Origin of the sequence: Streptomyces sp. NPDC004539 (assembly GCF_040610055.1) — a bacterium.
In the GTDB taxonomy this organism is placed as follows: Bacteria; Actinomycetota; Actinomycetes; order Streptomycetales; family Streptomycetaceae; genus Streptomyces.
In genome coordinates this window covers 127,596-148,529 of sequence record NZ_JBEXLS010000026.1, presented here as the reverse complement: position 1 = coordinate 148,529, position 20,934 = coordinate 127,596, and the positions used below count along the sequence as shown (strand labels likewise).

Below are 20,934 nucleotides of genomic sequence, written 5' to 3'. Positions count from 1 at the left end.
TCAGCCCGTGAACTTCACGTTCGTTATGGCCTGCTTGTAGCCGGCGCCGTTGTACTCGTCCTTGCCGGAGTACGGCAGCGCCGTCAGCCATACGAGAACGTACCGCGTCTTCACCGCTGTCTTGGCGGAGAACGTGAGCTGGTTGCTCGTGGTCTCCTTCTCGGCGATCTTCGTCATCGAGCCGACAGGCGTGGAGGAGGAGAGCGAGTCGGTGGCGTACAGGGCACCGGTCGTGTGGTCACCGCCGTAGAGCAGCTCTATCGACGCACCCGACAGCTCCTGCTCGGAGCCGAGGTCGTAGACGATGCCGACGCCCTGCTTGAACGGGGCGAGGGTGGGGCCGCCGGTGAACGTGTACGTCCGCCAGTAGGTGGAGCCCTTCGTGTCGTAGGTCAGCCCCACGTCGTCAGGGTGCTGCGCCTTGCCGTCCGGGTAGTACTCGGCGGCGTCCTCGATCGTGAGCGTCTTGACCGGCTTCGGTGTGCTGCTCGGCTTGTTGCCGTCGTCCTCGGTCTGCGTCTGGTTGGTGTCCGAGCCGCGTGAGTCGAGGAGGACTTCCGCGAGCTGCCAGCTGCCGAGGCCCAGGGCGGCGATGAGGAGGGCGGAGACCGTCCACTTCAGGGCCTTGCCGGTGCGGCTCTGGAGCGGGGGCGGCGGGGTCGGGACCGGCTGGGTGACGCCGGGGTGGGGCGGACGGCCGTACGTGCCCTGCTGGTAGGTGGTGCGCTGGTACTCCGGGGGCGCGGTGAAGACCGGCTCCGGGGGGCGGATGCGGGGCATCTCGCCGATCGCCTTGACCAGTTCCTCGGGCGTCGTGCAGGCGGCCTCGTGCCGGGAGGCGGTCGCGCCGTCGTTGACGAGGGCGCGCATCGCCAGCTCGGACAGGCCCCGGTGGACATGGGCGCGGACCTGGTCGGGGGCGATCAGACCGATGTCCTTGGGCAGCCCGGCCAGACCGTGCGCGTCGTTCTCGTACGGCCAGCGCTGGGTGAGCGCCGCGTACAGCAGGGCGCCGATCGCCTCGGTGTCGGTGCGCTGCGGGGTGTCGGAGGTGATGCCGCGCAGCGCCGCGTTCACGGCGAGGCCGCGGATGCGCCACTGCCCGGTGGAGGTGCGCAGGACGGCGTTCGGGTTGAGCCGCAGATGCGCGAGACCCTCGCGGTGGGCGGCGGCCATCGCCGCGGCGAGCTGACTGACCATCTGGTACGCGTCGTGCGGCTCCAGCGGCCCGGCTGCCAGGAGCGCGGTCAGCTCGGTCGCGTCGGGCAGCCACTCGTGGACGACGTAGACGAGGTCGTTCTCCTCGACGGCGTCCAGCACCTGCACGAACCGCGGGTCGCCCAGCAGGGCCGCCGAGCGGGCCGCGGCCAGCACGGAACGCGCCCGCGTGTGCTCGGCGGGCAGGATGTGCACGCCCACCGCACGGCGGAGTTTCTCGTCGACCGCGCGCCAACTGCTGAACCCGTCCAGACGGGTGACGCACTCTTCGAGACGGTACCGTCTGGCGAGTTTGTGACCGCTGTGCAGCTCCGGTGCCGAGGTCTTCCCGGGACGCTCCGTCCCGTCACTCCCCTGTACCTCGTCGCTGTCCGTGTCCCGCTCCCGGTTCTGGGCCACGCCGTCGGCCGTGGACTCGTCCGCCTGTGCGGTCGGCTGCTCTTCGCCGCCGTTCGCTGCCACGTCGACGGCAGCCGTGCTCCGTTCCGCCACCGTCGTTCCCTGCCTCCCCAAGTCATCGCGCACGCCCGGCCGTCGTGCGCGTCGTTCGACGCCGAACCAATTGTGCCCACAGTCCGCCGCTATGCACGACACACGGCGGCGGACGATGGTTGTGCGCTCGGTCCTCGATCAGCGACCGAGTCGTCCGCGCACCATACCCACGAGCGAGTTGAGCTCCTCGATCCGCATCCGGCGTGCGGCGACGAAGAAGGTGCCGAGCAGGACCACACCACCGGCCACCAGCGCGACCAGCGAGCCGGTGACGCCCTGCCCGAGGACATGGGCGATGCCGTAGCAGGCGGCGCCGCTGAGCAGCGCGGCCGGCACCGAGGCGATGCACAGCCGCGCGTACGTCCGCAGCACCCGCGCGCCGTCGAGGTCCCCGCCGAGCCGCTTGCGCAGCCGCGCCCAGGCGACCCCGACGCCGATCGCGTACGCCAGACCGTACGCGCCGGCCATGCCGATGACCGCCCAGCGGGACGGCAGGAGCAGGTAGCAGAGCACCGAGGCGCCCGCGTTGACGGCGGCGACGATGACGGTGTTGTAGAAGGGCGTGCGGGTGTCTTCGTACGCGTAGAACGCGCGCAGGACGACGTACTGCACGGAGTAGGGGATCAGGCCGAGGGCGAAGGCCATCAGCATGAAGCCCATGTTCGTGGCCGACGAGGTGCCCGCGGAGCCGAAGATCAGGGTGCACATCGGGATGCCGAGGCCGAGGAAGCCGAAGGCGATCGGGACGATGGCGACGGCCGTGGTGCGCAGGCCCTGCGAGATGTCGTCGCGGACCGCCCCCGCGTCGTGCTCGGCGGCCGAGCGCGCGAGGCGCGGCAGCAGCGCGGCCATCAGCGAGACGGTGATGATGGCCTGCGGCAGGCCCCAGATCAGCTGGGCGTTGGCGTAGGCGGAGAAACCGGTGCCCTCGATCCCCGAGTCCTTGCCCGCCATGGTCGACAGCTGGGAGACGACGAGTGCGCCCGCCTGGTTGGCGAGGACGAACAGGAACGTCCACTTCGCGAGGGTGACGGCCTTGCCGAGGCCGTGGCCCCGCCAGTCGAACCGCAGCCGCATCCGGAAGCCGGTCTCCCGCAGGTACGGGATCATCGCCAGCGACTGCACGACGAGGCCGAGCAGGATGCCGACGCCGAGCAGGCGCTGCCCCTCCGGCGGGATGTTCGTGACCTCCATGCCGGAGCGCGCGGCGGTGCCGTACACCCAGATGAACATGCCGAGCGTCACGATGATGACGATGTTGTTGAGGACCGGCGTCCACATCATCGCGCCGAACTTGCCGCGCGCGTTGAGGATCTGGCCCATCACGACGTGGACGCCCATGAAGAAGATGGACGGCAGGAAGTACTGGACGAACGTGACACCGACGCTGTTGGCGGCCGGGTCGCTGGCGACGGAGTCCGACAGCAGGCGGATCATCAGCGGCGCGCCGAAGATCGACGCGGCGGTCAGCACGCCGAGGGCGACCATGACGAGGGTCAGCAGCCGGTTGGCGAACGCCTCGCCGCCGTCGTCGTCCTCCTTCATCGCGCGCACGAGCTGCGGCACGAAGACGGAGTTGAGGCCGCCGCCGACGGTCAGGATGTAGATCATCGTCGGGAGCTGGTAGGCGACCTGGAAGGTGTCGCCGAGGACGCCGATGCCGAGCGCCGAGACGATCATCGCGGAGCGGATGAAGCCGGTGAGGCGGGAGACCATCGTGCCGGCGGCCATCAGCGCGCTGGACTTCAGCAGCCCGGCCGCCTTGCCGCCCTTCTTGGCGGCGGCGGGGGCGGCGGGCGCGGGGGCCGGTTCGACGGGGGCCGACGGCTCGGGGACCGTCGTACCGAGGTTCATCGTCCGGTCGTCCACGGGGCCCTGGGTCACGACGGGAGCCGGTTTCTGGAACTGCGGCGCCGGCGGCTGGTACTGCGGGCCCGGCGCGGGGCGGGGGCTGCCGCCCTGCTGCTGGTCGCGGAAGAGGTGGGCGAATGCGTCGGGTTCGTGCCGTTCCTCGCCGGAGTGCGTGACGAGGTCGTCGACGCCCACGAACTGCGTGGTGCGCGCGTCGTCGCCGTACGGCAGGTACTGCGTGGGCCCTTCCGGCTCGGGGGCCGGGGGCTGGGCCCAGACCTGCGGGTCGGGGGCGTACGGGGACTGCTGCGGCTGTCCGTAGAGCGGCTGGGAGGGGTAGGTGCCGGGGGGCGGCGGGGGGTGCGCGGCGCGGTCGTAGAGCGCCTCGGCGACCGGGTCCTGCGCGGTGAGGTCCTGCGCGCGGTAGGGGTCCTGGGCGAAGGCGTCCTGGAGGTAGGTGTCGGCGGGCTGCTGCGGCACCTGGCCGTGCTCGGGCGGCGGCGTGCCCTCGGGGTGGCCCGAGCCGCCCACACCCTGGCCGCGGTCACCGTCGTACGGCGCGTTCATGGTTACCCCACCTCATCGTCCCGGGCCGACCGGCCACGACATCCTCAACGGTCCACTCTCTCACCCGTGCCGGACGGGTCCGTGCTTTCCGCTGCGGTGTCCGGTGTCTCGTCACTCGGCTGCTCCGGGTCGGCTGCCCCGGACCGGGCGGCGGACTCCTCGGCGGGCCCGGCGGCGGCGCCCTCGGGGCTCTCGGTGTTCTCGGCGTTCTCCGAGGTGCCGTCCTCGCCGGCCTGCGCCGCGCGGGCGGCGGCGCGCTTGCGCTGGGTGTACATCCGGAAGCCGGCCAGCACCAGCAGCAGGAAACCGCCGCCGATGACCAGCATGACCGTGGCCGTGATCTCGGTGACCCGGACGTCGAAGACGACCTCCTTGCCGTACGGCTGGCCGTTCTCGGTGAAGAGCTGCGCGACGACCGCCGTCTTGCCGTTGGTGTTGGCGGACGTGGTGAACTTCACGCTCGTGCTGTGCCCGCCGGAGACCGTGATGCTCTTCTCCTCGTAGTCGTTGCCCGCGATCTCCAGGCGGGTCGGGTTCGTCGAGGTGATCCGCAGGATCAGGTGGTCGACGCCCTGTACGAGGCTGTTCTGCACGGTCACCGGGATCGTGGCGCTGCGCCCGGAGAGCTTCGTCTCCGACTTGTCGATCAGCCTGACCTGGTCGGTGAGCGTCGTCAGATGGGACGCGACGCTCTGCCGGTAGGCGCTCGCCGCCGTGCCGCGCCCGCGCCACGACGTCGACATCTCACGGTTTATGGCCCGCCCGAAGGGGGTCACGACCCGCGACTCGTCGGTCAGGATCACCATGAAGTTGTCGAGCTTGTCCTGCGTGTTCGCGATGTCCTGGAACGCCGTCTTCGACATCTCCTGCTTGCGCAGCGAGGACGAGTACGACGACCTCCCGGGCACGGCCGTGGCGGCACCGGGGTCGGGCTTGACCGCCGCGGTCGCCGTCAGCCCCTGCGCCTGCGACCAGGAGCTGCCCTGGAGCGCCGTCACGGCCTTCGCGAACGCCTGCGCCTGGCTCGCGTTCGGCATCCGCTGCGGTGCGACGACGACACTGCGCTGCTTGTCGGTCTGGAGGTTCAGGGCGAGGCTCTGCGCGAGGAAGTTCTGGACGGCGAGCGTGGCGTCGGAGGCGTTCGTCAGGTCGCTCTGGAACGCCGTCGACAGCCGGTAGTCCGCGACGACCGCCGTGGTGCCGCCGCCGATCGGACGCGCCGCGGAGGGCGTGTACGGCAGGTCGCCGGACTCCTCCAGGCTGTCGCTGCGGGCGATCACCTTGTCGGCGCCCGCGGAGGTGGCGACCTTGACGATCGAGGGGTCCACGGCGCCGTTCACCGGCCAGGCGAAGTCGGTGCTCGGCGTGACGTGCAGGACGGTCTCGACGGTCGTCGCGGCGACGTCGGTGGCGGCCTTGAGCTGGTTCAGCGAACCGGTGACGTTCGTGCCGTTGTGGGCGAGGGCGGCCAGGTCGGGGTCGGCGAACGGGAGCGCGACGACCTCCTTGCCGGTGACGGCGCCCTGGAGCTCGGCGAGGAACGCCTTCGCGGCGGCCTGGTGGGTGCCCGCGACGGTGGTGTCGTCGGCGCCCTGGACGCGGTAGCCGCCGCTCATCGCGTCGACAGAGGCCAGCAGGTCCGGGTCGATCACCCAGGTGACGTCGAGGGTCTTGCCCAGCGCGACGAGCTGCTCCAGACGGCCGCCGGGGGCGATCTCCGCGGCGAGGTCGTCGTTGAGGAAGACCGGGGTCTGCTGCTGGTTCGAGCCCGTCTCCGCCGTCACGTGCACGGTCGAGACCAGCGGCCACAGGACCGTCGTCTTCGTGCTCGCGTCCGGCTCGTCGGGCTGCCACGGCAGGAACGTCCGCCGCGCGCCCAGCACCTGGTCCCAGGACTGCGAGGCCGTCTCGCCGGAGAGGGTGACGCCCAGCGGGTAGATCCCGTCGCCGTCCAGCTTCAGCTTGTCGACCGGGACGCTGATCGTGAACGGCTGGGCCACGCCCGGGGTGAGCTCGGCGAACTTGGCGGTGTACGCGCCGCCCACCGGGCTCCCGGTGGCGCCGGACAGGGCGTCGGAGCGCTTGGCGACGTCGGCGATGGCCGAGCGGGTGGTCAGCACGGAACCCACGCGCAGATCGACGTGGGCGTCGGTGACGGCCTGCTTGCCGTTGTTCGTCACCGTGCCGGAGACGGTCAGCGTGTCGCCGTCGGTGGGGACGTTCGGCGTGAGGGAGTCCAGGGCGACGGAGACCGTTCCGGTGCCCGCCGCCTCCTTGGGGGCCTCGGGCGCGGCTGCCTGCGCCGTCGTGGCAGCGGGCAGCAGCAGCCCGGCCAGCAGAGGCGCGCCCGCGAGCAGTGCTCCGGTGCGCCGCAGCCAGCGGCGGGCAGGTGAGGGGGTCGACCCCGGGATGTCTGCCGCCTCGGCCACGCGTTCGCCCGTCCCTCGTCGTCGTCAGTGGTCGTCGAAATGTGCGTCCACGCATGGTAACGATGCGCGCTGAAGGTAAGTGCCGCGGACTGGTCCACAAGATCGGAAAGTGGGGGCGGACTGTCCCTAATGCAGTTGTATAAAGGGGCCCTTATATAGGGGAGCGCGTTCGGCCGGGGCGGGCGCGGGTTCTGTGCAGGTATCGGGCGGGCCGTCTTCACGGGGTCCGCCGACCGTAATCGGGGAGCCTCGGGCTCGCGGGGCCACGTACCCTTTTCTGTTGTGCCGAACGCCAACAAAGACAACCTCGACGTCGCGCCCGTCGCCGACGACCTCGCCCGCCGTTTCCAGGAGGCCGGGTTCTCTCTCGCCCTGGTCGGCGGCTCGGTCCGGGACGCGCTGCTCGGCCGGCTCGGCAACGACCTGGACTTCACCACCGATGCCCGCCCCGAGGACGTTCTCAAGATCATCCGGCCCTGGGCGGACGCGGTCTGGGAGGTGGGGATCGCCTTCGGGACCGTCGGGGCGCAGAAGGACGGCTGGCAGATCGAGGTCACCACCTACCGCTCCGAGGCGTACGACCGAACCTCCCGCAAACCTGAGGTGTCCTACGGCGACTCCATCGAGGAGGACCTCGTCCGGCGGGACTTCACCGTCAACGCGATGGCCGTCGCCCTCCCCGAGAAGACGTTCATCGACCCGCACGGCGGCCTCGACGACCTCGCGGCACGCGTCCTGCGCACCCCGGGCACCCCGGAGGACTCCTTCTCGGACGACCCCCTGCGGATGATGCGGGCCGCCCGCTTCGCCGCCCAGCTCGACTTCGAGGTCGCCCCCGAGGTCGTCACCGCGATGACGGACATGGCCGAGCGGATCGACATCGTCTCCGCCGAGCGGGTCCGTGACGAGCTGAACAAGCTCGTCCTCTCCGCCCACCCCCGCAAGGGCCTCACCCTGCTCGTCGACACCGGCCTCGCCGACCGCGTCCTGCCCGAACTGCCCGCGCTCCGCCTGGAGAGCGACGAGCACCACCGGCACAAGGACGTCTACGAGCACACCCTGATCGTCCTGGAGCAGGCGATGGACCTGGAGCAGGACGGCCCCGACCTCGTCCTGCGCCTGTCGGCCCTGCTCCACGACATCGGCAAGCCCCGCACCCGGCGCTTCGAGAAGGACGGCCGCGTCTCCTTCCACCACCACGAGGTGGTCGGCGCCAAGATGACGGCGAAGCGGATGACGGCCCTCAAGTACTCCAACGACCAGGTGAAGGACGTCTCCAGGCTCGTCGAACTGCACCTGCGCTTCCACGGCTACGGCGTCGGCGAGTGGACCGACTCCGCGGTCCGCCGCTATGTCCGCGACGCCGGTCCGCTCCTCGACCGGCTCCACAAGCTGACCCGCTCCGACTGCACGACCCGCAACAAGCGCAAGGCCGCGAGCCTCTCCCGTACCTACGACGAGCTGGAGGAGCGGATCGTCGAACTCGGCAAGCGGGAAGAGCTGGACGCGATCCGCCCCGACCTCGACGGCAACCAGATCATGGAGATCCTGGGCATCACTCCGGGACCGGCGATCGGCAAGGCGTACAAGCACATGCTGGAACTGCGGCTGGAGAACGGGCCGATGGAGCATGAGGCTGCGGTGGCCGCGTTGAAGGAGTGGTGGGCGGGACAGGGCTGAGACGGGGGCTCGCCGGGGCCGTGTTTCACGTGAAACATGCGTCGGCGGGCCACCGTGTCAGGACATGAAGAGGGGCGATGTTTCACGTGAAACATCGCCCCTCTTGGCTGCCCGTCAAGCTTTGGGCACCAGCCGTCTGCCTACCGGCTCAGACTTCCTTCAGGCACAGCACGACGTTGTGGCCCGTGCCTATCTGGTAGTAGGCGATGGTGGAGTCCTTGACGGCCTCGCACTTCGAGTCGTCGCTCGTGTTGTCGAACTTCTGGACCACCTTGTACTGGGCCTTGTCCGACGTGCAGTCGACCTCGCTGAGGTCGGGGTTGGAGTTGTCGCCGTCGTTGTGCATGCAGGCGCCGACCGAGGTGGTCTCGGCCTCGCTGTCGCTGTTGAACACCGAGCCGATGCCCACCTTGACGACGGCGGCGACCACGATCACCCCGAGGATGCCGAGAACGCGGACCAGCTTCTTGTTCCGCTTCGGCGGCGCGGGCGGCGGAACCGGCGCGCCCTGGCCCGGGAACTGGCCGTACGGCTGGGGCTGCTGCTGCCCCATCGGCGCGGGCTGCTGGGCGTACGGGTTCTGGCCCTGCGGAGGCGGAGTGGTCATGCTGAGAGTCCCCCCTGGAACGTGGATGCGCCATGGCGCGAGATAAGACCCACGTAAAGTACAGGCCACCACTGACACTGCCGTGACGTAAAAACGATCTGTGACCTTGATGTGAAACTTAAGAACGGGTAAATCGCCGCATAGCCGTAGCTATTACCGCGTAGATAACGGCGATTGTTATCACCAGCGCGATTGAACGGCCGTCCGGCGGGAGCATGAGGGCCGCTACACCGGCCGCGCCGACGAAGGCGACGTTGAAGAGGACGTCGTAGAGCGAAAAGATCCGGCCGCGGTAGGCGTCGTCGACGGCGGACTGGACGATCGTGTCGGTGGCGATCTTCGCGCCCTGGGTGACGAGGCCCAGAAGGAACGCCAGCACCAGTATGGGGAGTTCGGCGAACGGCAGGCCGAGCGCCGGTTCGAGGACCGCGGCAGCGGCGGCGCAGGCGACGATCCAGCGGACCGGGCCGAGCCGCCCCACCGCGGACGGGGTCACCACGGCGGCCACGAAGAAGCCCGCGCCGGAGATGCCGACGGCGAGACCGAGGAGCGCGAGACCGTCGTCCGGGTTCGAGGACCAGGCGTAGCGGCAGAGCATCAGCACCGTGACGGTCAGCGCGCCGTAGCAGAACCGCATGAGCGTCATCGAGCCCAGCGCCCAGGCCGCCGTCCGCCGTTGCGGCGCCGCGAGATGGCGGATGCCCGCCGCGAGTCCCCGGGCCGTACCGCGCAGGGCGGCCGAGAGCCGGGGCTGGACCGGCCCCTGCTCCGGGCCGAGCAGTTCGACGGCCATCCGCAGCGACATCAGCGCCGAGCACAGATACAGCGCCGCGCCCAGCAGGACCACCGCCGCGTCGGAGTCGGAGGCCACGATCCGTACGCCGAAGGCGAGGCCGCCGCCCGCGGTCGCCGCGAGCGTACCGGCCGTCGGGGAGAGGGAGTTGGCGATCACCAGCCGCTCGGCGTCGACCACACGGGGCAGCGCGGCGGAGAGTCCGGCGAGGACGAACCGGTTGACGGCGGTGACGCACAGGGCGGAGCCGTAGAAGAGCCAGTCCGGCACGTCCGCCAGGATCAGCACGGCCGTGACCGAGGCGAGGGCCGCGCGCAGCAGGTTGCCGTACAGGAAGATCTGACGGCGGCGCCAGCGGTCGAGCAGGACGCCGGCGAAGGGGCCGACCAGGGAGTACGGCAGCAGGAGGACCGCCATCGCGGAGGCGATCGCGCCGGGCGAGGTCTGCTTCTCCGGTGAGAAGACCACATACGTCGCCAGCGCGACCTGGTAGACGCCGTCGGCGCACTGGGAGAGCAGTCGTACGGCGAGCAGACGGCGGAAGTTCCCGAGGCGCAGCAGGACACGCAGATCACGGACGACGGACATGGGCACAGCCTCACACAGGCTCACGTGTCTCCACACGGAGGAAGGTCCCCGGGTCGGGTGACTCGGGGACCTTCCTTCTGAGCCCTGGCAGGAGCGAATTTTGGTGCTGCGGCAGGCCGTGTTTCACGTGAAACATGACCCGCCGGAGGTGCGTTCTAGCGCTCGACGTCGCCGCGGATGAACTTCTCGACGTTCTCGCGGGCCTCGTCGTCGAAGTACTGGACCGGCGGGGACTTCATGAAGTACGAGGACGCGGAGAGGATCGGGCCGCCGATACCGCGGTCCTTGGCGATCTTCGCGGCGCGGACGGCGTCGATGATGACACCGGCGGAGTTCGGGGAGTCCCAGACCTCCAGCTTGTACTCCAGGTTCAGCGGGACGTCGCCGAACGCACGGCCCTCCAGGCGGACGTAGGCCCACTTGCGGTCGTCGAGCCAGGCGACGTAGTCGGACGGGCCGATGTGGACGTTGTCGGCGCCCAGTTCACGGTCGCGGATCTGGGAGGTGACGGCCTGCGTCTTGGAGATCTTCTTGGACTCCAGGCGGTCGCGCTCCAGCATGTTCTTGAAGTCCATGTTGCCGCCGACGTTCAGCTGCATCGTGCGGTCCAGGACGACACCCCGGTCCTCGAACAGCTTCGCCATGACGCGGTGCGTGATGGTGGCGCCGACCTGCGACTTGATGTCGTCACCGACGATCGGGACACCGGCCTCGGTGAACTTGTCCGCCCACTCCTTCGTCCCGGCGATGAAGACCGGGAGCGCGTTGACGAAGGCGACCTTGGCGTCGATGGCGCACTGGGCGTAGAACTTTGCCGCGTCCTCGGAGCCGACGGGCAGGTAGCAGACGAGGACGTCGACCTGCTTCTTCTTGAGGATCTTGACGACGTCGACCGGCTCGGCCTCGGACTCCTCGATGGTCTCGCGGTAGTACTTGCCGAGGCCGTCGAGGGTGTGGCCACGCCGGACCTTCACACCGGTGTGCGGGACGTCGCAGATCTTGATGGTGTTGTTCTCGGAGGCACCGATGGCGTCCGCGAGGTCGAGGCCGACCTTCTTGGCGTCCACGTCGAACGCGGCGACGAACTCGATGTCCTTGACGTGGTAGTCACCGAACTGGACGTGCATCAGTCCGGGGACCTTCGACGCCGGGTCGGCGTCCTTGTAGTACTCGACTCCCTGCACCAGCGACGCGGCGCAGTTGCCCACACCGACGACGGCTACGCGAACCGAACCCATTCCGGTTGCTCCCTGTGTTGTATGAGTGAGGCCCTGGCAGGGGCTTCACGTGGTGGTGTCGCCGGGCGTATCCGGACCGGGGGCGTCCCCGGTCCGGGGCAGGACGCCCGGCGCTCCCTCTGTGGTGTCGCGAGCGGGTTCTCCGTGGGCGGGGCTCTTGAGATCCCGGCCCGCCCGCTCGCTCTCGATGAGCTCGTTCAGCCAGCGCACTTCGCGTTCCACGGACTCCATCCCGTGGCGCTGGAGTTCGAGCGTGTAGTCGTCGAGGCGCTCCCGGGTGCGCGCGAGCGAGGCGCGCATCTTCTCCAGCCGTTCCTCCAAACGGCTGCGCCGGCCCTCCAGGACGCGCATGCGCACATCACGGGAGGTCTGCCCGAAGAACGCGAACCGAGCCGCGAAGTGCTCGTCCTCGTAGGCGTCGGGACCGGTCTGGGAGAGGAGTTCCTCGAAGTGTTCCTTGCCCTCCGCCGTCAACCTGTAGACGATCTTGGCGCGGCGGCCCGTGAGCGGGGCGGCTGGGGCTTCCTCGGGGGTGTTCCCCGCCTCTTCGATCAACCAGCCGTTCGCGACCAGCGTCTTGAGACAGGGATAGAGCGTGCCGTAGCTGAAGGCCCGGAACACGCCCAGCGAGGTGTTGAGCCGTTTGCGCAGCTCATAGCCGTGCATCGGGGACTCGCGGAGCAGGCCGAGGACGGCGAACTCAAGGATTCCGGACCGTCGGCTCACCACTCCTCCTCCGCTTCCCGGACGTCTATGTCGCTCCGATGTATCGACTCGATACATCACGACGATAGAACGACCTTCCGGACCCGACAAGAGGGAGATCGGTGAACGGGATCACATCACCGAAACGTTGGAAGCAACTTGCCTGATTTGGGGTGAACTTCGGAGCTCGACGGGTTTTGACGGTGCGTAGTCTGTGCGCCATGCAGACCACCGGGAGCCACGTGACGCCAGAGGGCGCTGTCGCCTCCGGTGCCGTACGGATGAATGCGAAACCGGCCGCGTCCGTACATCGGGGGGACCGGAAAAAAGCCGCCGTTGTTTCCAGGCGCGCACGGGTGCGCCTGCCCGAGGAGTAGTCGTTCGATGAGCGAGCACCGTCGCAAACAGTCGCAGCCGCAAGGAGGCGGACGTGCCGCGGCCCGGCGCGGCCAGTCCGGCGCGTCCTCCGGCCGCCGCGCGGCACCGGGAGGAGACCTCGGGTCCCCTTCCGACGGTCTGTACCAGTCAGGGGCCGAGGAGCAGCCGTACGGCGGTCGCGCCGACGCCCGGCGCGCGGCGCAGAGAGCCACCGGGGGAGGACGCCGCAGGGCACCCGATCCCGGTCCCGGGCGCGGCAGAGGACGTCAGCCCTCCGGCCGCAAGCGCCTGATCGACTACCCGCGGCAGGACAAGTACGGCTGGCAGCGCTGGATGCCGTCCTGGAAACTCGTCACGGGTCTGTGCCTCGCCTTCTTCGGCAGCCTGATGGCCGCGGCGAGCGTCGCGTACGCCTTCGTGGGCATCCCGGAGATCGACAAGACCGCCAGGGCGCAGAACAACGTGTACTACTGGAGCGACGGCACCCAGATGGTCGCCTCCGGTGGTGAGACCAACCGGCAGATCGTCGATCTCTCCCAGATCCCCAAGGCGATGCAGTTCGCGGTGATCTCGCAGGAGAACAAGAGCTTCTACACGGACAGCGGCATCGACCCCAAGGGCATCGGCCGTGCCGTCTTCAACATGGCTCGGGGCGGTCAGACGCAGGGTGGCTCCACCATCACCCAGCAGTACGTGAAGAACGCCATGCTGGCCGACCAGTCGCAGACGATCTCCCGGAAGCTGAAGGAGATCTTCGTCGCGATCAAGGTGGGCAACAACGTCTCCAAGGACGAGATCATGGCCGGGTACCTCAACTCGGCCTACTACGGGCGCAACGCCTACGGCATCGAGGCCGCCGCGCATGCGTACTTCAACAAGAAGGCCAAGGACCTCAACCCGGGCGAGTGCGCCTTCCTGGCGGCGGTGCTGAAGGGCGCCACGTACTACGACCCGGCCGGGCTGCCGTCTGTCGATCCGGCGGCCACCGCCGAGGCCAACCAGGGCCGGGCCCTGCGCCAGATGCAGGACACCCTGAACAAGATGGTCGAGTACCAGCACCTCGACGCGGCGACCCGGGCGAAGTACACGACGCTTCCGCCGTGGCAGAACCCCCGCTCGAACACCAACCTGAAGGGCCAGGTCGGCTACCTCGTCGACCTCGCCAACGCCTACCTCGTGACCAACGAGGAGACGACCGGGATCAACGCGGACCGGCTCCAGCGCGGTGGCCTCTCCATCAAGACGACCTTCGACAAGAAGAAGGTCCTGGAGCTGGAGAAGTCGGTCAAGGCGGTCCAGGAAGCCAACATCAAGCCCGACAAGCGCCCGGACACGGACACGCACGTCCAGTTCGGCGGGGCCTCGGTCAACCCGGAGTCCGGCGCCATCGAGGCGATCTACGGCGGCGAGGACTCCACCAAGCACTTCACCAACAACGCCGACCAGACCGGTGCCCAGGTCGGCTCGACCTTCAAGCCGTTCGTGCTGGCCGCCGCGATGACGTGGGGTGTGCGCGACCCGAAGCTCGGCTCCTCGCAGGCCCAGGACGAACGCACCATCGTCTCCCCCAAGAGCATGTTCAGCGGCAAGAACAAGCTCAAGATCCAGGAGTACGACGGAAGCGTCTGGAAGAACGAGAAGGGCGAGGAGTGGCTCCAGACCAACGACGGCAACGTCTCGCTCGGTAACCCGCCGGACTTCAAGGTCGACCTGCGCGAGGCGATGCGCGAGTCCGTGAACTCCGCCTTCGTACAGCTCGGCATGGACGTCGGCCTGGACAAGGTGAAGGAGGCCGCGGTCAGCGCCGGCCTGAAGCCCAACAGCCTGGCGGGCACCACCTTCCCGTCGTTCTCCATCGGCATCTCCGACCCCAGCGCCATCCGCATGGCGTCCTCGTACGCCACTTTCGCGGCCAGCGGCAAGCAGCGTGACCCGTTCTCCGTCCTGGAGGCCACGGGCCAGGGCGTCAACTACAAGCACGACACCGTCACCAAGGACGCCTTCACCAAGAAGGTCGCCGACAACGTCACGGACATCCTCAAGACCGTCGTCGACAAGGGCACCGGCACCGCGGCCCAGCTCACGGGCCGTGACGTGGCGGGCAAGACCGGTACCACCGACGGCAACAAGTCGGCCTGGTTCGTGGGCTACACCCCGCAGCTGTCGACCGCGATCACGATGTTCCGGTACGACGACGACGAGACCAACAAGAACCGCGAGTTCCTGGAGATGTTCGGCACGGGTGGCCAGGAGAAGATCCACGGCGCCTCGTTCCCGGCCGAGATCTGGCACGACTACATGGAAGAGGCCATGAAGGGCCAGCCCGTGGAGTCGTTCCCGACGCCGGAGCCGATCGGTGAGGTCCTCAACCCGGAGCCGTCGCCGTCCCCGACCCCCTCGGCCAGCGAGAGCGAGGAGGAGAGCGAGTCGCCGTCCCCGACGCCTGCCGAGAACAGCCCGTCGCCCTCGGCGCCGAGCCCGTCCAACACCTGCGGTGCCTTCGGCTTCGGATGCAACGACGGCGGAACGGACGCGGGCACCACGGACGGTGGCACCGACGGCGGCACCGATTCCAGCTCGTCACCGTCACCGACCGGGGACACCGGAGAGACCTCCAGAGGTTCGGGTCTCTTCGGCGGGAACAGCGGAGGAAGTACCACCACCGGATAGCGGCGCTCTTGCCCGACTCGGGCGTTTCACGTGAAACATCGCGATGTTTCACGTGAAACGAAGAGCGTCCCCGGACCACGAGGGCCGTCGCACCGGACGAGGTGCAACGGCCCTCGGTTTTTTCCTAGGGAGGTACGGCAGGATGTGCGCCATGCCCAGTGCAGAATCGACGCGAACGAGCGTGCACGAGCCGGACCCCGTACGGCCCACCAAGGAAGACCGGATCGCCGCGGCCGGCAGTGAGCTGATCGGCGGCCCCATCGGACGGCGGGCCCGGATCGGGACGTCCTGGTGGACCCCCGTCCGGGTCGTCGCGCTCGTGGCGATCGGGATGTTCGCCCTCGGGCTGATCCAGAAGGCGCCCTGCTACAACGGCGGCTGGTTCTTCGGCGCCAGCACGCAGTACACGCACGCCTGCTACTCGGACATCCCGCACCTGTACCAGGGACGCGGCTTCGCCGACGGACTCGTGCCGTACTTCGACCAGTTCTCCGGCGACATGAAGTACCTCGAATACCCGGTGCTGACCGGCGTGTTCATGCAGGTGGCCAGCTGGCTCACCCCGCACAGCGGCACCATCCAGCACCAGGAACAGTGGTACTGGATGGTCAACGCCGGGATGCTGATGATCTGCGCCGCGGTCATCGCGATCTGTGTCTCCCGCACCCACGCCCGCCGTCCCTGGGACGGTCTGCTGGTCGCCCTGGCGCCCGCCTTCGTGCTGACCGCCACCATCAACTGGGACCTGCTGGCGGGCGCTCTGACGGCCGCGGCGATGCTGATGTGGGCGCGGGGCCGCTCCCTGGCCTTCGGGGTGCTCCTGGGGCTCGCCACGGCCGCCAAGCTGTATCCCGTCTTCCTCCTCGGGCCGCTGTTCCTGCTGTGCTGGCGGGCCGGGAAGTGGCGGGACTTCGGCAAGGCCCTCGCCGGCACGGTCGTCGCCTGGCTCGTGGTGAACCTGCCGGTGATGCTCTTCGCCTTCGACGGCTGGTCGAAGTTCTACACGTTCAGCCAGGAACGCGGCGTCGACTTCGGCTCCTTCTGGCTGATCCTGGCCCAGAACTCCTCCGACCCGCTCACCACCGAGAGCGTCAACACCCTGGCCACGCTGCTGGTGCTGCTGTGCTTCCTGGGCATCGCGATCCTCACCCTGACCGCCCCGCGCCGGCCGCGCTTCGCCCAGCTCGCCTTCCTGGTGGTGGCCGCGTTCATCGTCACCAACAAGGTCTACTCACCGCAGTACGTCCTGTGGCTGGTGCCGCTCGCGGCGCTCGCCCGGCCCAAGTGGCGGGACTTCCTCGTCTGGCAGGCGTGCGAGGTGGCGTACTTCCTCGGGATCTGGATGTACCTCGCGTACACGACCAGCGGAGACGCCCACAAGGGCCTGTCGATGGACGGCTACCACTGGGCCATCGCCTTCCATCTGCTGGGCACGCTCTACTTCTGCGGGATGGTGGTCCGCGACATCCTCATGCCGGAACGGGACGTCGTACGCCAGGCCGGGGACGACGATCCGTCAGGCGGGGTGCTCGACGGCGCGGAGGACCGGTTCGTGCTCAGCGGGGTGGCGGCCTCGATGCGCAAGGACGAACCCCTCGACGGACCGCAGGTCAGCTGGGGCAAGGAGAGCTAGCGGGCTGTTCGCTCTGGGCGAACAGCCCTGATGGGGTACGCAGAAGGCCGTACGCGGGAACTCCCGGGTACGGCCTTCTCGATGTGAACGGCGTCAACGGCGTGGCCGCCGGCTGCCGTCAGCGGTCGACGATGCGGTCGAACTGCGTGGTGGTGTGCCGCAGATGGGCCACCAGCTCGTCGCCGACCTTCGGCTCCGGGGCGTCGGAGGGGACGAACAGGATCGACACCTGCATGTGCGGCGGCTCGGCGAACCAGCGCTGCTTGCCGCCCCAGACGAACGGCGAGAGGTTCCGGTTCACCGTCGCGAGACCGGCGCGGGCGACGCCCTTGGCGCGCGGCATGACGCCGTGCAGCGCCTTCGGGGCCTCCAGGCCCACGCCGTGCGACGTACCGCCCGCCACGACCACCAGGAAGCCGTCCGAGGCCGCCTTCTGCTGCCGGTAGCCGAACCGGTCGCCCTTCGCGACGCGCGTGACGTCCAGGACGGAGCCGTGGTACTCCGTGGCGTCGTGGTCACCCAGCCACAGCCGGGTGCCGATCCGGGCCCGGAAACGGGTCTGCGGGAACTGCTGCTGGAGCCGGCCCAGGTCCTCGGCCTTGAGGTGGCTGACGAACATCGTGTGCAGCGGCAGCCGGGCCGCGCGCAGCCGGTCCATCCAGCCGATGACCTCCTCGACCGCGTCCGAACCGTCGGTGCGGTCCAGCGGCAGGTGGATCGCGAAGCCCTCCAGGCGGACGTTCTCGATCGCGGCGTGCAACTGCGGCAGATCCTGCTCGCTGATGCCGTGCCGCTTCATCGAGGACATCACCTCGATCACCACCCGGGCGCCCACCAGGCCGTACACGCCGTCCACGGACGACACCGAGCGGATCACCCGGTCGGGCAGCGGGACGGGCTCCTCGCCGCGCCGGTAGGGCGTCAGCACCAGTAGGTCGCCGCCGAAGAAGTCCTTGATCCGCGCGGCCTCGTAGGTCGTGCCCACGGCCAGGACGTCCGAGCCCAGCCGGGTCGCCTCCTCCGCCAGCCGCTCGTGCCCGAAGCCGTAGCCGTTGCCCTTGCAGACCGGGACGAGCCCCGGGAACTGGTCCTGCACGTGCTTGTGGTGCGCCCGCCAGCGCGCGGTGTCGACGTAGAGGGTGAGCGCCATGGCCGGACCTGGGACCTTTCTCGGGGCTGCGGAGTGTCAGGTGTCATCGAAGCACTGAACGGGACGTCAGCGGCGCGACATGTAGATGTCGAGGGCCTTGTGGAGCAGCTTGTTGAGCGGGAAGTCCCACTCGCCCAGGTACTCGGCCGCCTGGCCGCCCGTACCGACCTTGAACTGGATCAGGCCGAAGAGGTGGTCCGTCTCGTCCAGCGAGTCCGAGATGCCGCGCAGGTCGTAGACCGTGGCGCCGAGGGCGTACGCGTCGCGCAGCATCCGCCACTGCATCGCGTTGGACGGCCGGAACTCGCGGCCGATGTTGTCGGAGGCGCCGTAGGAGTACCAGACGTGCCCGCCGACGATCAGCATCGTCGCCGCGGAGAGGTTCACCCCGTTGTGGCGGGCGAAGTACAGCCGCATCCGGTTGGGGTCCTCGGAGTTGAGGGCCGACCACATGCGCTGGAAGTACGACAGCGGGCGCGGCCGGAAGTGGTCGCGGACGGCCGTGATCTCGTACAGCCGCTGCCACTCCTCCAGGTCGTGGTAGCCGGCCTGGACGACCTCGACGCCGGCCTTCTCGGCCTTCTTGATGTTGCGGCGCCACAGCTGGTTGAAGTTCTTGTGGACGTCCTCCAGCGACCGGTTCGCCAGCGGCACCTGGTAGACGTACCGCGGCTGGACGTCACCGAAGCCCGCGCCGCCGTCCTCGCCCTGCTGCCAGCCCATCCGGCGCAGCTTGTCGGCCACCTCGAAGGCGCGCGGCTCGATGAAGTCGGCCTCGATGTCGCGCAGCCGCTTCACGTCCGGGCTCTGGATACCGGCCTTGATGGAATTGGCCTCCCACCGGCGGATGATCACCGGCGGACCCATCTTCACCGAGAACGCGCCCTGGTGCTTGAGGTGCGCGAGCATCGGCTCCAGCCACTCGTTCAGGTTCGGCGCGTACCAGTTGATCACCGGACCCTCGGGGAGGTAGGCGAGGTAGCGCTTGATCTTCGGGAGCTGGCGGTAGAGCACGAGACCCGCACCGACCAGCTCACCGGACCTGTCGAACCAGCCGAGGCTCTCCGAACGCCATTCCGCCTTGACGTCAGCCCATGCGGGGACCTGCATGTGGCTCGCCGAAGGCAGGCTCTGGATGTACGCCAGATGCTGCTCGCGGCTGATCGTCCTCAGGGTCAGGCTCATTCGGGGCGCTCCTCGGGCTGGGCTGTCCCCATGGGTACAGGGGCTCCGGCTCTAGCGCCGAAGCCTACTGCGCCCTGCGAGCGCCTCGACTGGGCGTACGGAACCTACGTTCGGGCCGGAGTACGGCCGACGCGGTCCGTCAGGTGTCGTACCCGCCCTACGCGTTGCCCGCGCGGGGCGGGTGGGCGGGGTCAGCCGCCGATCACGCCTCCGAAGAGGCCGCCGTGGGCCATGCCGAGGAAGAAGCCGACGGCACTGAGGCCGAGGCCCAGGATCAGGCCGAACCGCTCACGGGTGGTCTCGGAGACCCACTGTCCGTAGGCGCCGGTGAAGATCCCCACCAGACCGGTCCAGGAGCTGAGCAGATGCAGGTTGTGGAACATCGCCGTGACGAACGCCGTCACCCCGAGGACCAGGGTCACCGCGAGCAGCGTGTCCTGGAGGGGGTGGGGTTTGCCGTCGGTGGCGAAGAGGGAGCCGGCGGTGTTGGGTCGCAATGCCTGTGCCATGGGGCACCTCCTGCGGAAGGCGGCGCATCGTAGCGCCGTACACACCCGATGTGTACAGATTGACGGTCGTCGGGGCCTGATTTCAACCGGAAGCGGGGGTGCGGGTAGTGTGTACCGTCTGCACCGGTGTCTGTCCTGGCCTGCCAGAGGCGCCGTTGCGCACGCATCACAACCCTCCTGCCACGGATCGACCGTGGCCGCTGAGTCCAAAGGAGGTGGGTTCCACATGCGTCACTACGAGGTGATGGTCATCCTCGACCCCGATCTGGAGGAGCGCGCTGTCGCCCCCCTGATCGAGAACTTCCTCTCCGTCGTCCGTGAGGGCAACGGAAAGGTCGAGAAGGTCGACACCTGGGGCCGTCGTCGTCTCTCGTACGAGATCAAGAAGAAGCCCGAGGGCATCTACTCGGTCATCGACCTTCAGGCTGAGCCTGCGGTCGTCAAGGAGCTCGACCGCCAGCTGAACCTGAACGAGTCGGTCCTCCGGACCAAGGTCCTCCGCCCCGAGACCCACTGAGCCTCGGCTCAGCGGTCCCGGGATTCGAGTAGCAGCAACAAGCAGCCAGAGCAGCAAACCCGCCGAGAGGTTCCCCATGGCAGGCGAGACCGTCATCACGGTCGTCGGCAATCTTGTCGACGACCCCGAGCTGCGCTTCACCCCCTCCGGTGCGGCGGTCGCGAAGTTCCGTGTCGCGTCCACTCCCCGCACCTTCGACCGCCAGACGAACGAGTGGAAGGACGGCGAGAGCCTCTTCCTGACCTGCTCGGTCTGGCGCCAGGCGGCGGAGAACGTCGCGGAGTCGCTCCAGCGAGGCATGCGCGTCATGGTGCAGGGCCGGTTGAAGCAGCGGTCCTACGAGGACCGTGAGGGTGTCAAGCGCACGGTCTACGAGCTGGATGTCGAGGAAGTCGGCCCCAGCCTGCGCAACGCCACGGCCAAGGTCACCAAGACCAGTGGTGGTGGCGGTGGCGGCGGTGCCCGTGGCGGCGGCCAGGGCGGTTACGGCGGCGGCCAGGGTGGCGGCGGCTGGGGTGGAAACTCCGGCGGCGGTCAGCAGGGCGGCGCTCCGGAAGCCGACCCGTGGGCCACCGGCGCTCCCGCCGGTGGCAACCAGGGCGGCGGCGGTGGCGGCGGCTGGGGTGGAAACTCCGGCGGCGGCCAGGGCGGTGGCGGCGGCTACTCGGACGAACCCCCCTTCTAGGCCCTGGGCCGAAGGGTGGGTCGTACTCACACTTCTTGA

The 20,934-nt window shown here is 69.0% G+C and carries 15 protein-coding genes; 5 read left to right on the top strand and 10 right to left on the bottom strand.

Features of this window, described 5'->3' with window-relative positions:
- From ABZX85_RS39170 to ABZX85_RS39160, 3 genes are all read right to left on the bottom strand, one after another.
- Positions 1-1,710 carry a protein kinase family protein gene (locus ABZX85_RS39170; protein ID WP_355880130.1) on the bottom strand — a complete coding sequence of 570 codons (1,710 nt, stop codon included), beginning with the start codon at positions 1,708-1,710 and terminating at the stop codon, positions 1-3.
- Between the two features lie 138 nt (positions 1,711-1,848).
- Positions 1,849-4,128, bottom strand: coding sequence for a murein biosynthesis integral membrane protein MurJ (gene murJ, locus ABZX85_RS39165; protein WP_355880128.1), 2,280 nt, complete (start codon positions 4,126-4,128; stop codon positions 1,849-1,851).
- 44 nt (positions 4,129-4,172) lie between these two features.
- The gene (locus ABZX85_RS39160) at positions 4,173-6,557 is read right to left on the bottom strand and encodes a DUF6049 family protein (protein WP_355880125.1); all 2,385 of its coding nucleotides are present in this window, start codon (positions 6,555-6,557) and stop codon (positions 4,173-4,175) included.
- A 282-nt stretch (positions 6,558-6,839) separates the two neighbouring features.
- Between ABZX85_RS39160 and ABZX85_RS39155 the strand changes: the two genes are divergently transcribed.
- Entirely contained in the window at positions 6,840-8,237 is a 1,398-nt protein-coding gene (locus tag ABZX85_RS39155; RefSeq protein WP_355880122.1) for a CCA tRNA nucleotidyltransferase, read from the top strand.
- Positions 8,238-8,385: 148 nt separating this feature from the next.
- Here ABZX85_RS39155 and ABZX85_RS39150 read toward each other — a convergent pair whose 3' ends face one another.
- From ABZX85_RS39150 to ABZX85_RS39135, 4 genes are all read right to left on the bottom strand, one after another.
- Positions 8,386-8,844, bottom strand: coding sequence for a hypothetical protein (locus ABZX85_RS39150; RefSeq protein ID WP_355880120.1), 459 nt, complete (start codon positions 8,842-8,844; stop codon positions 8,386-8,388).
- A 118-nt stretch (positions 8,845-8,962) separates the two neighbouring features.
- Positions 8,963-10,225, bottom strand: coding sequence for an MFS transporter (locus ABZX85_RS39145; RefSeq protein WP_355880118.1), 1,263 nt, complete (start codon positions 10,223-10,225; stop codon positions 8,963-8,965).
- Between the two features lie 155 nt (positions 10,226-10,380).
- The gene (locus ABZX85_RS39140) at positions 10,381-11,463 is read right to left on the bottom strand and encodes an inositol-3-phosphate synthase (protein ID WP_355880115.1); all 1,083 of its coding nucleotides are present in this window, start codon (positions 11,461-11,463) and stop codon (positions 10,381-10,383) included.
- Positions 11,464-11,508: 45 nt separating this feature from the next.
- Positions 11,509-12,189: a PadR family transcriptional regulator gene (locus ABZX85_RS39135; protein ID WP_355880112.1), complete on the bottom strand. Its 681-nt coding sequence runs from the start codon at positions 12,187-12,189 to the stop codon at positions 11,509-11,511.
- A gap of 363 nt (positions 12,190-12,552) precedes the next feature.
- On the opposite strand from ABZX85_RS39135, the gene ABZX85_RS39130 reads away from it, so the two are divergent.
- The gene (locus tag ABZX85_RS39130; protein ID WP_355880109.1) at positions 12,553-15,216 is read left to right on the top strand and encodes a transglycosylase domain-containing protein; all 2,664 of its coding nucleotides are present in this window, start codon (positions 12,553-12,555) and stop codon (positions 15,214-15,216) included.
- A 151-nt stretch (positions 15,217-15,367) separates the two neighbouring features.
- The gene (locus tag ABZX85_RS39125; protein ID WP_355880106.1) at positions 15,368-16,849 is read left to right on the top strand and encodes a glycosyltransferase 87 family protein; all 1,482 of its coding nucleotides are present in this window, start codon (positions 15,368-15,370) and stop codon (positions 16,847-16,849) included.
- Between the two features lie 118 nt (positions 16,850-16,967).
- Here the strand turns inward: ABZX85_RS39125 and ABZX85_RS39120 are convergent, their stop codons facing one another.
- From ABZX85_RS39120 to ABZX85_RS39110, 3 genes are all read right to left on the bottom strand, one after another.
- Positions 16,968-17,999 carry an alanine racemase gene (locus tag ABZX85_RS39120; protein WP_355880103.1) on the bottom strand — a complete coding sequence of 344 codons (1,032 nt, stop codon included), beginning with the start codon at positions 17,997-17,999 and terminating at the stop codon, positions 16,968-16,970.
- 66 nt (positions 18,000-18,065) lie between these two features.
- Positions 18,066-19,184: a peptidoglycan bridge formation glycyltransferase FemA/FemB family protein gene (locus ABZX85_RS39115; RefSeq protein WP_355880100.1), complete on the bottom strand. Its 1,119-nt coding sequence runs from the start codon at positions 19,182-19,184 to the stop codon at positions 18,066-18,068.
- Positions 19,185-19,375: 191 nt separating this feature from the next.
- Positions 19,376-19,693 carry a hypothetical protein gene (locus ABZX85_RS39110; RefSeq protein WP_355880097.1) on the bottom strand — a complete coding sequence of 106 codons (318 nt, stop codon included), beginning with the start codon at positions 19,691-19,693 and terminating at the stop codon, positions 19,376-19,378.
- A 226-nt stretch (positions 19,694-19,919) separates the two neighbouring features.
- Here ABZX85_RS39110 and rpsF point away from each other — a divergent pair, with 226 nt between their 5' ends.
- Entirely contained in the window at positions 19,920-20,210 is a 291-nt protein-coding gene (rpsF, locus tag ABZX85_RS39105) for a 30S ribosomal protein S6 (protein WP_007383258.1), read from the top strand.
- Positions 20,211-20,286: 76 nt separating this feature from the next.
- The gene (locus ABZX85_RS39100; RefSeq protein ID WP_355880094.1) at positions 20,287-20,895 is read left to right on the top strand and encodes a single-stranded DNA-binding protein; all 609 of its coding nucleotides are present in this window, start codon (positions 20,287-20,289) and stop codon (positions 20,893-20,895) included.
- Positions 20,896-20,934 lie beyond the last annotated feature (39 nt).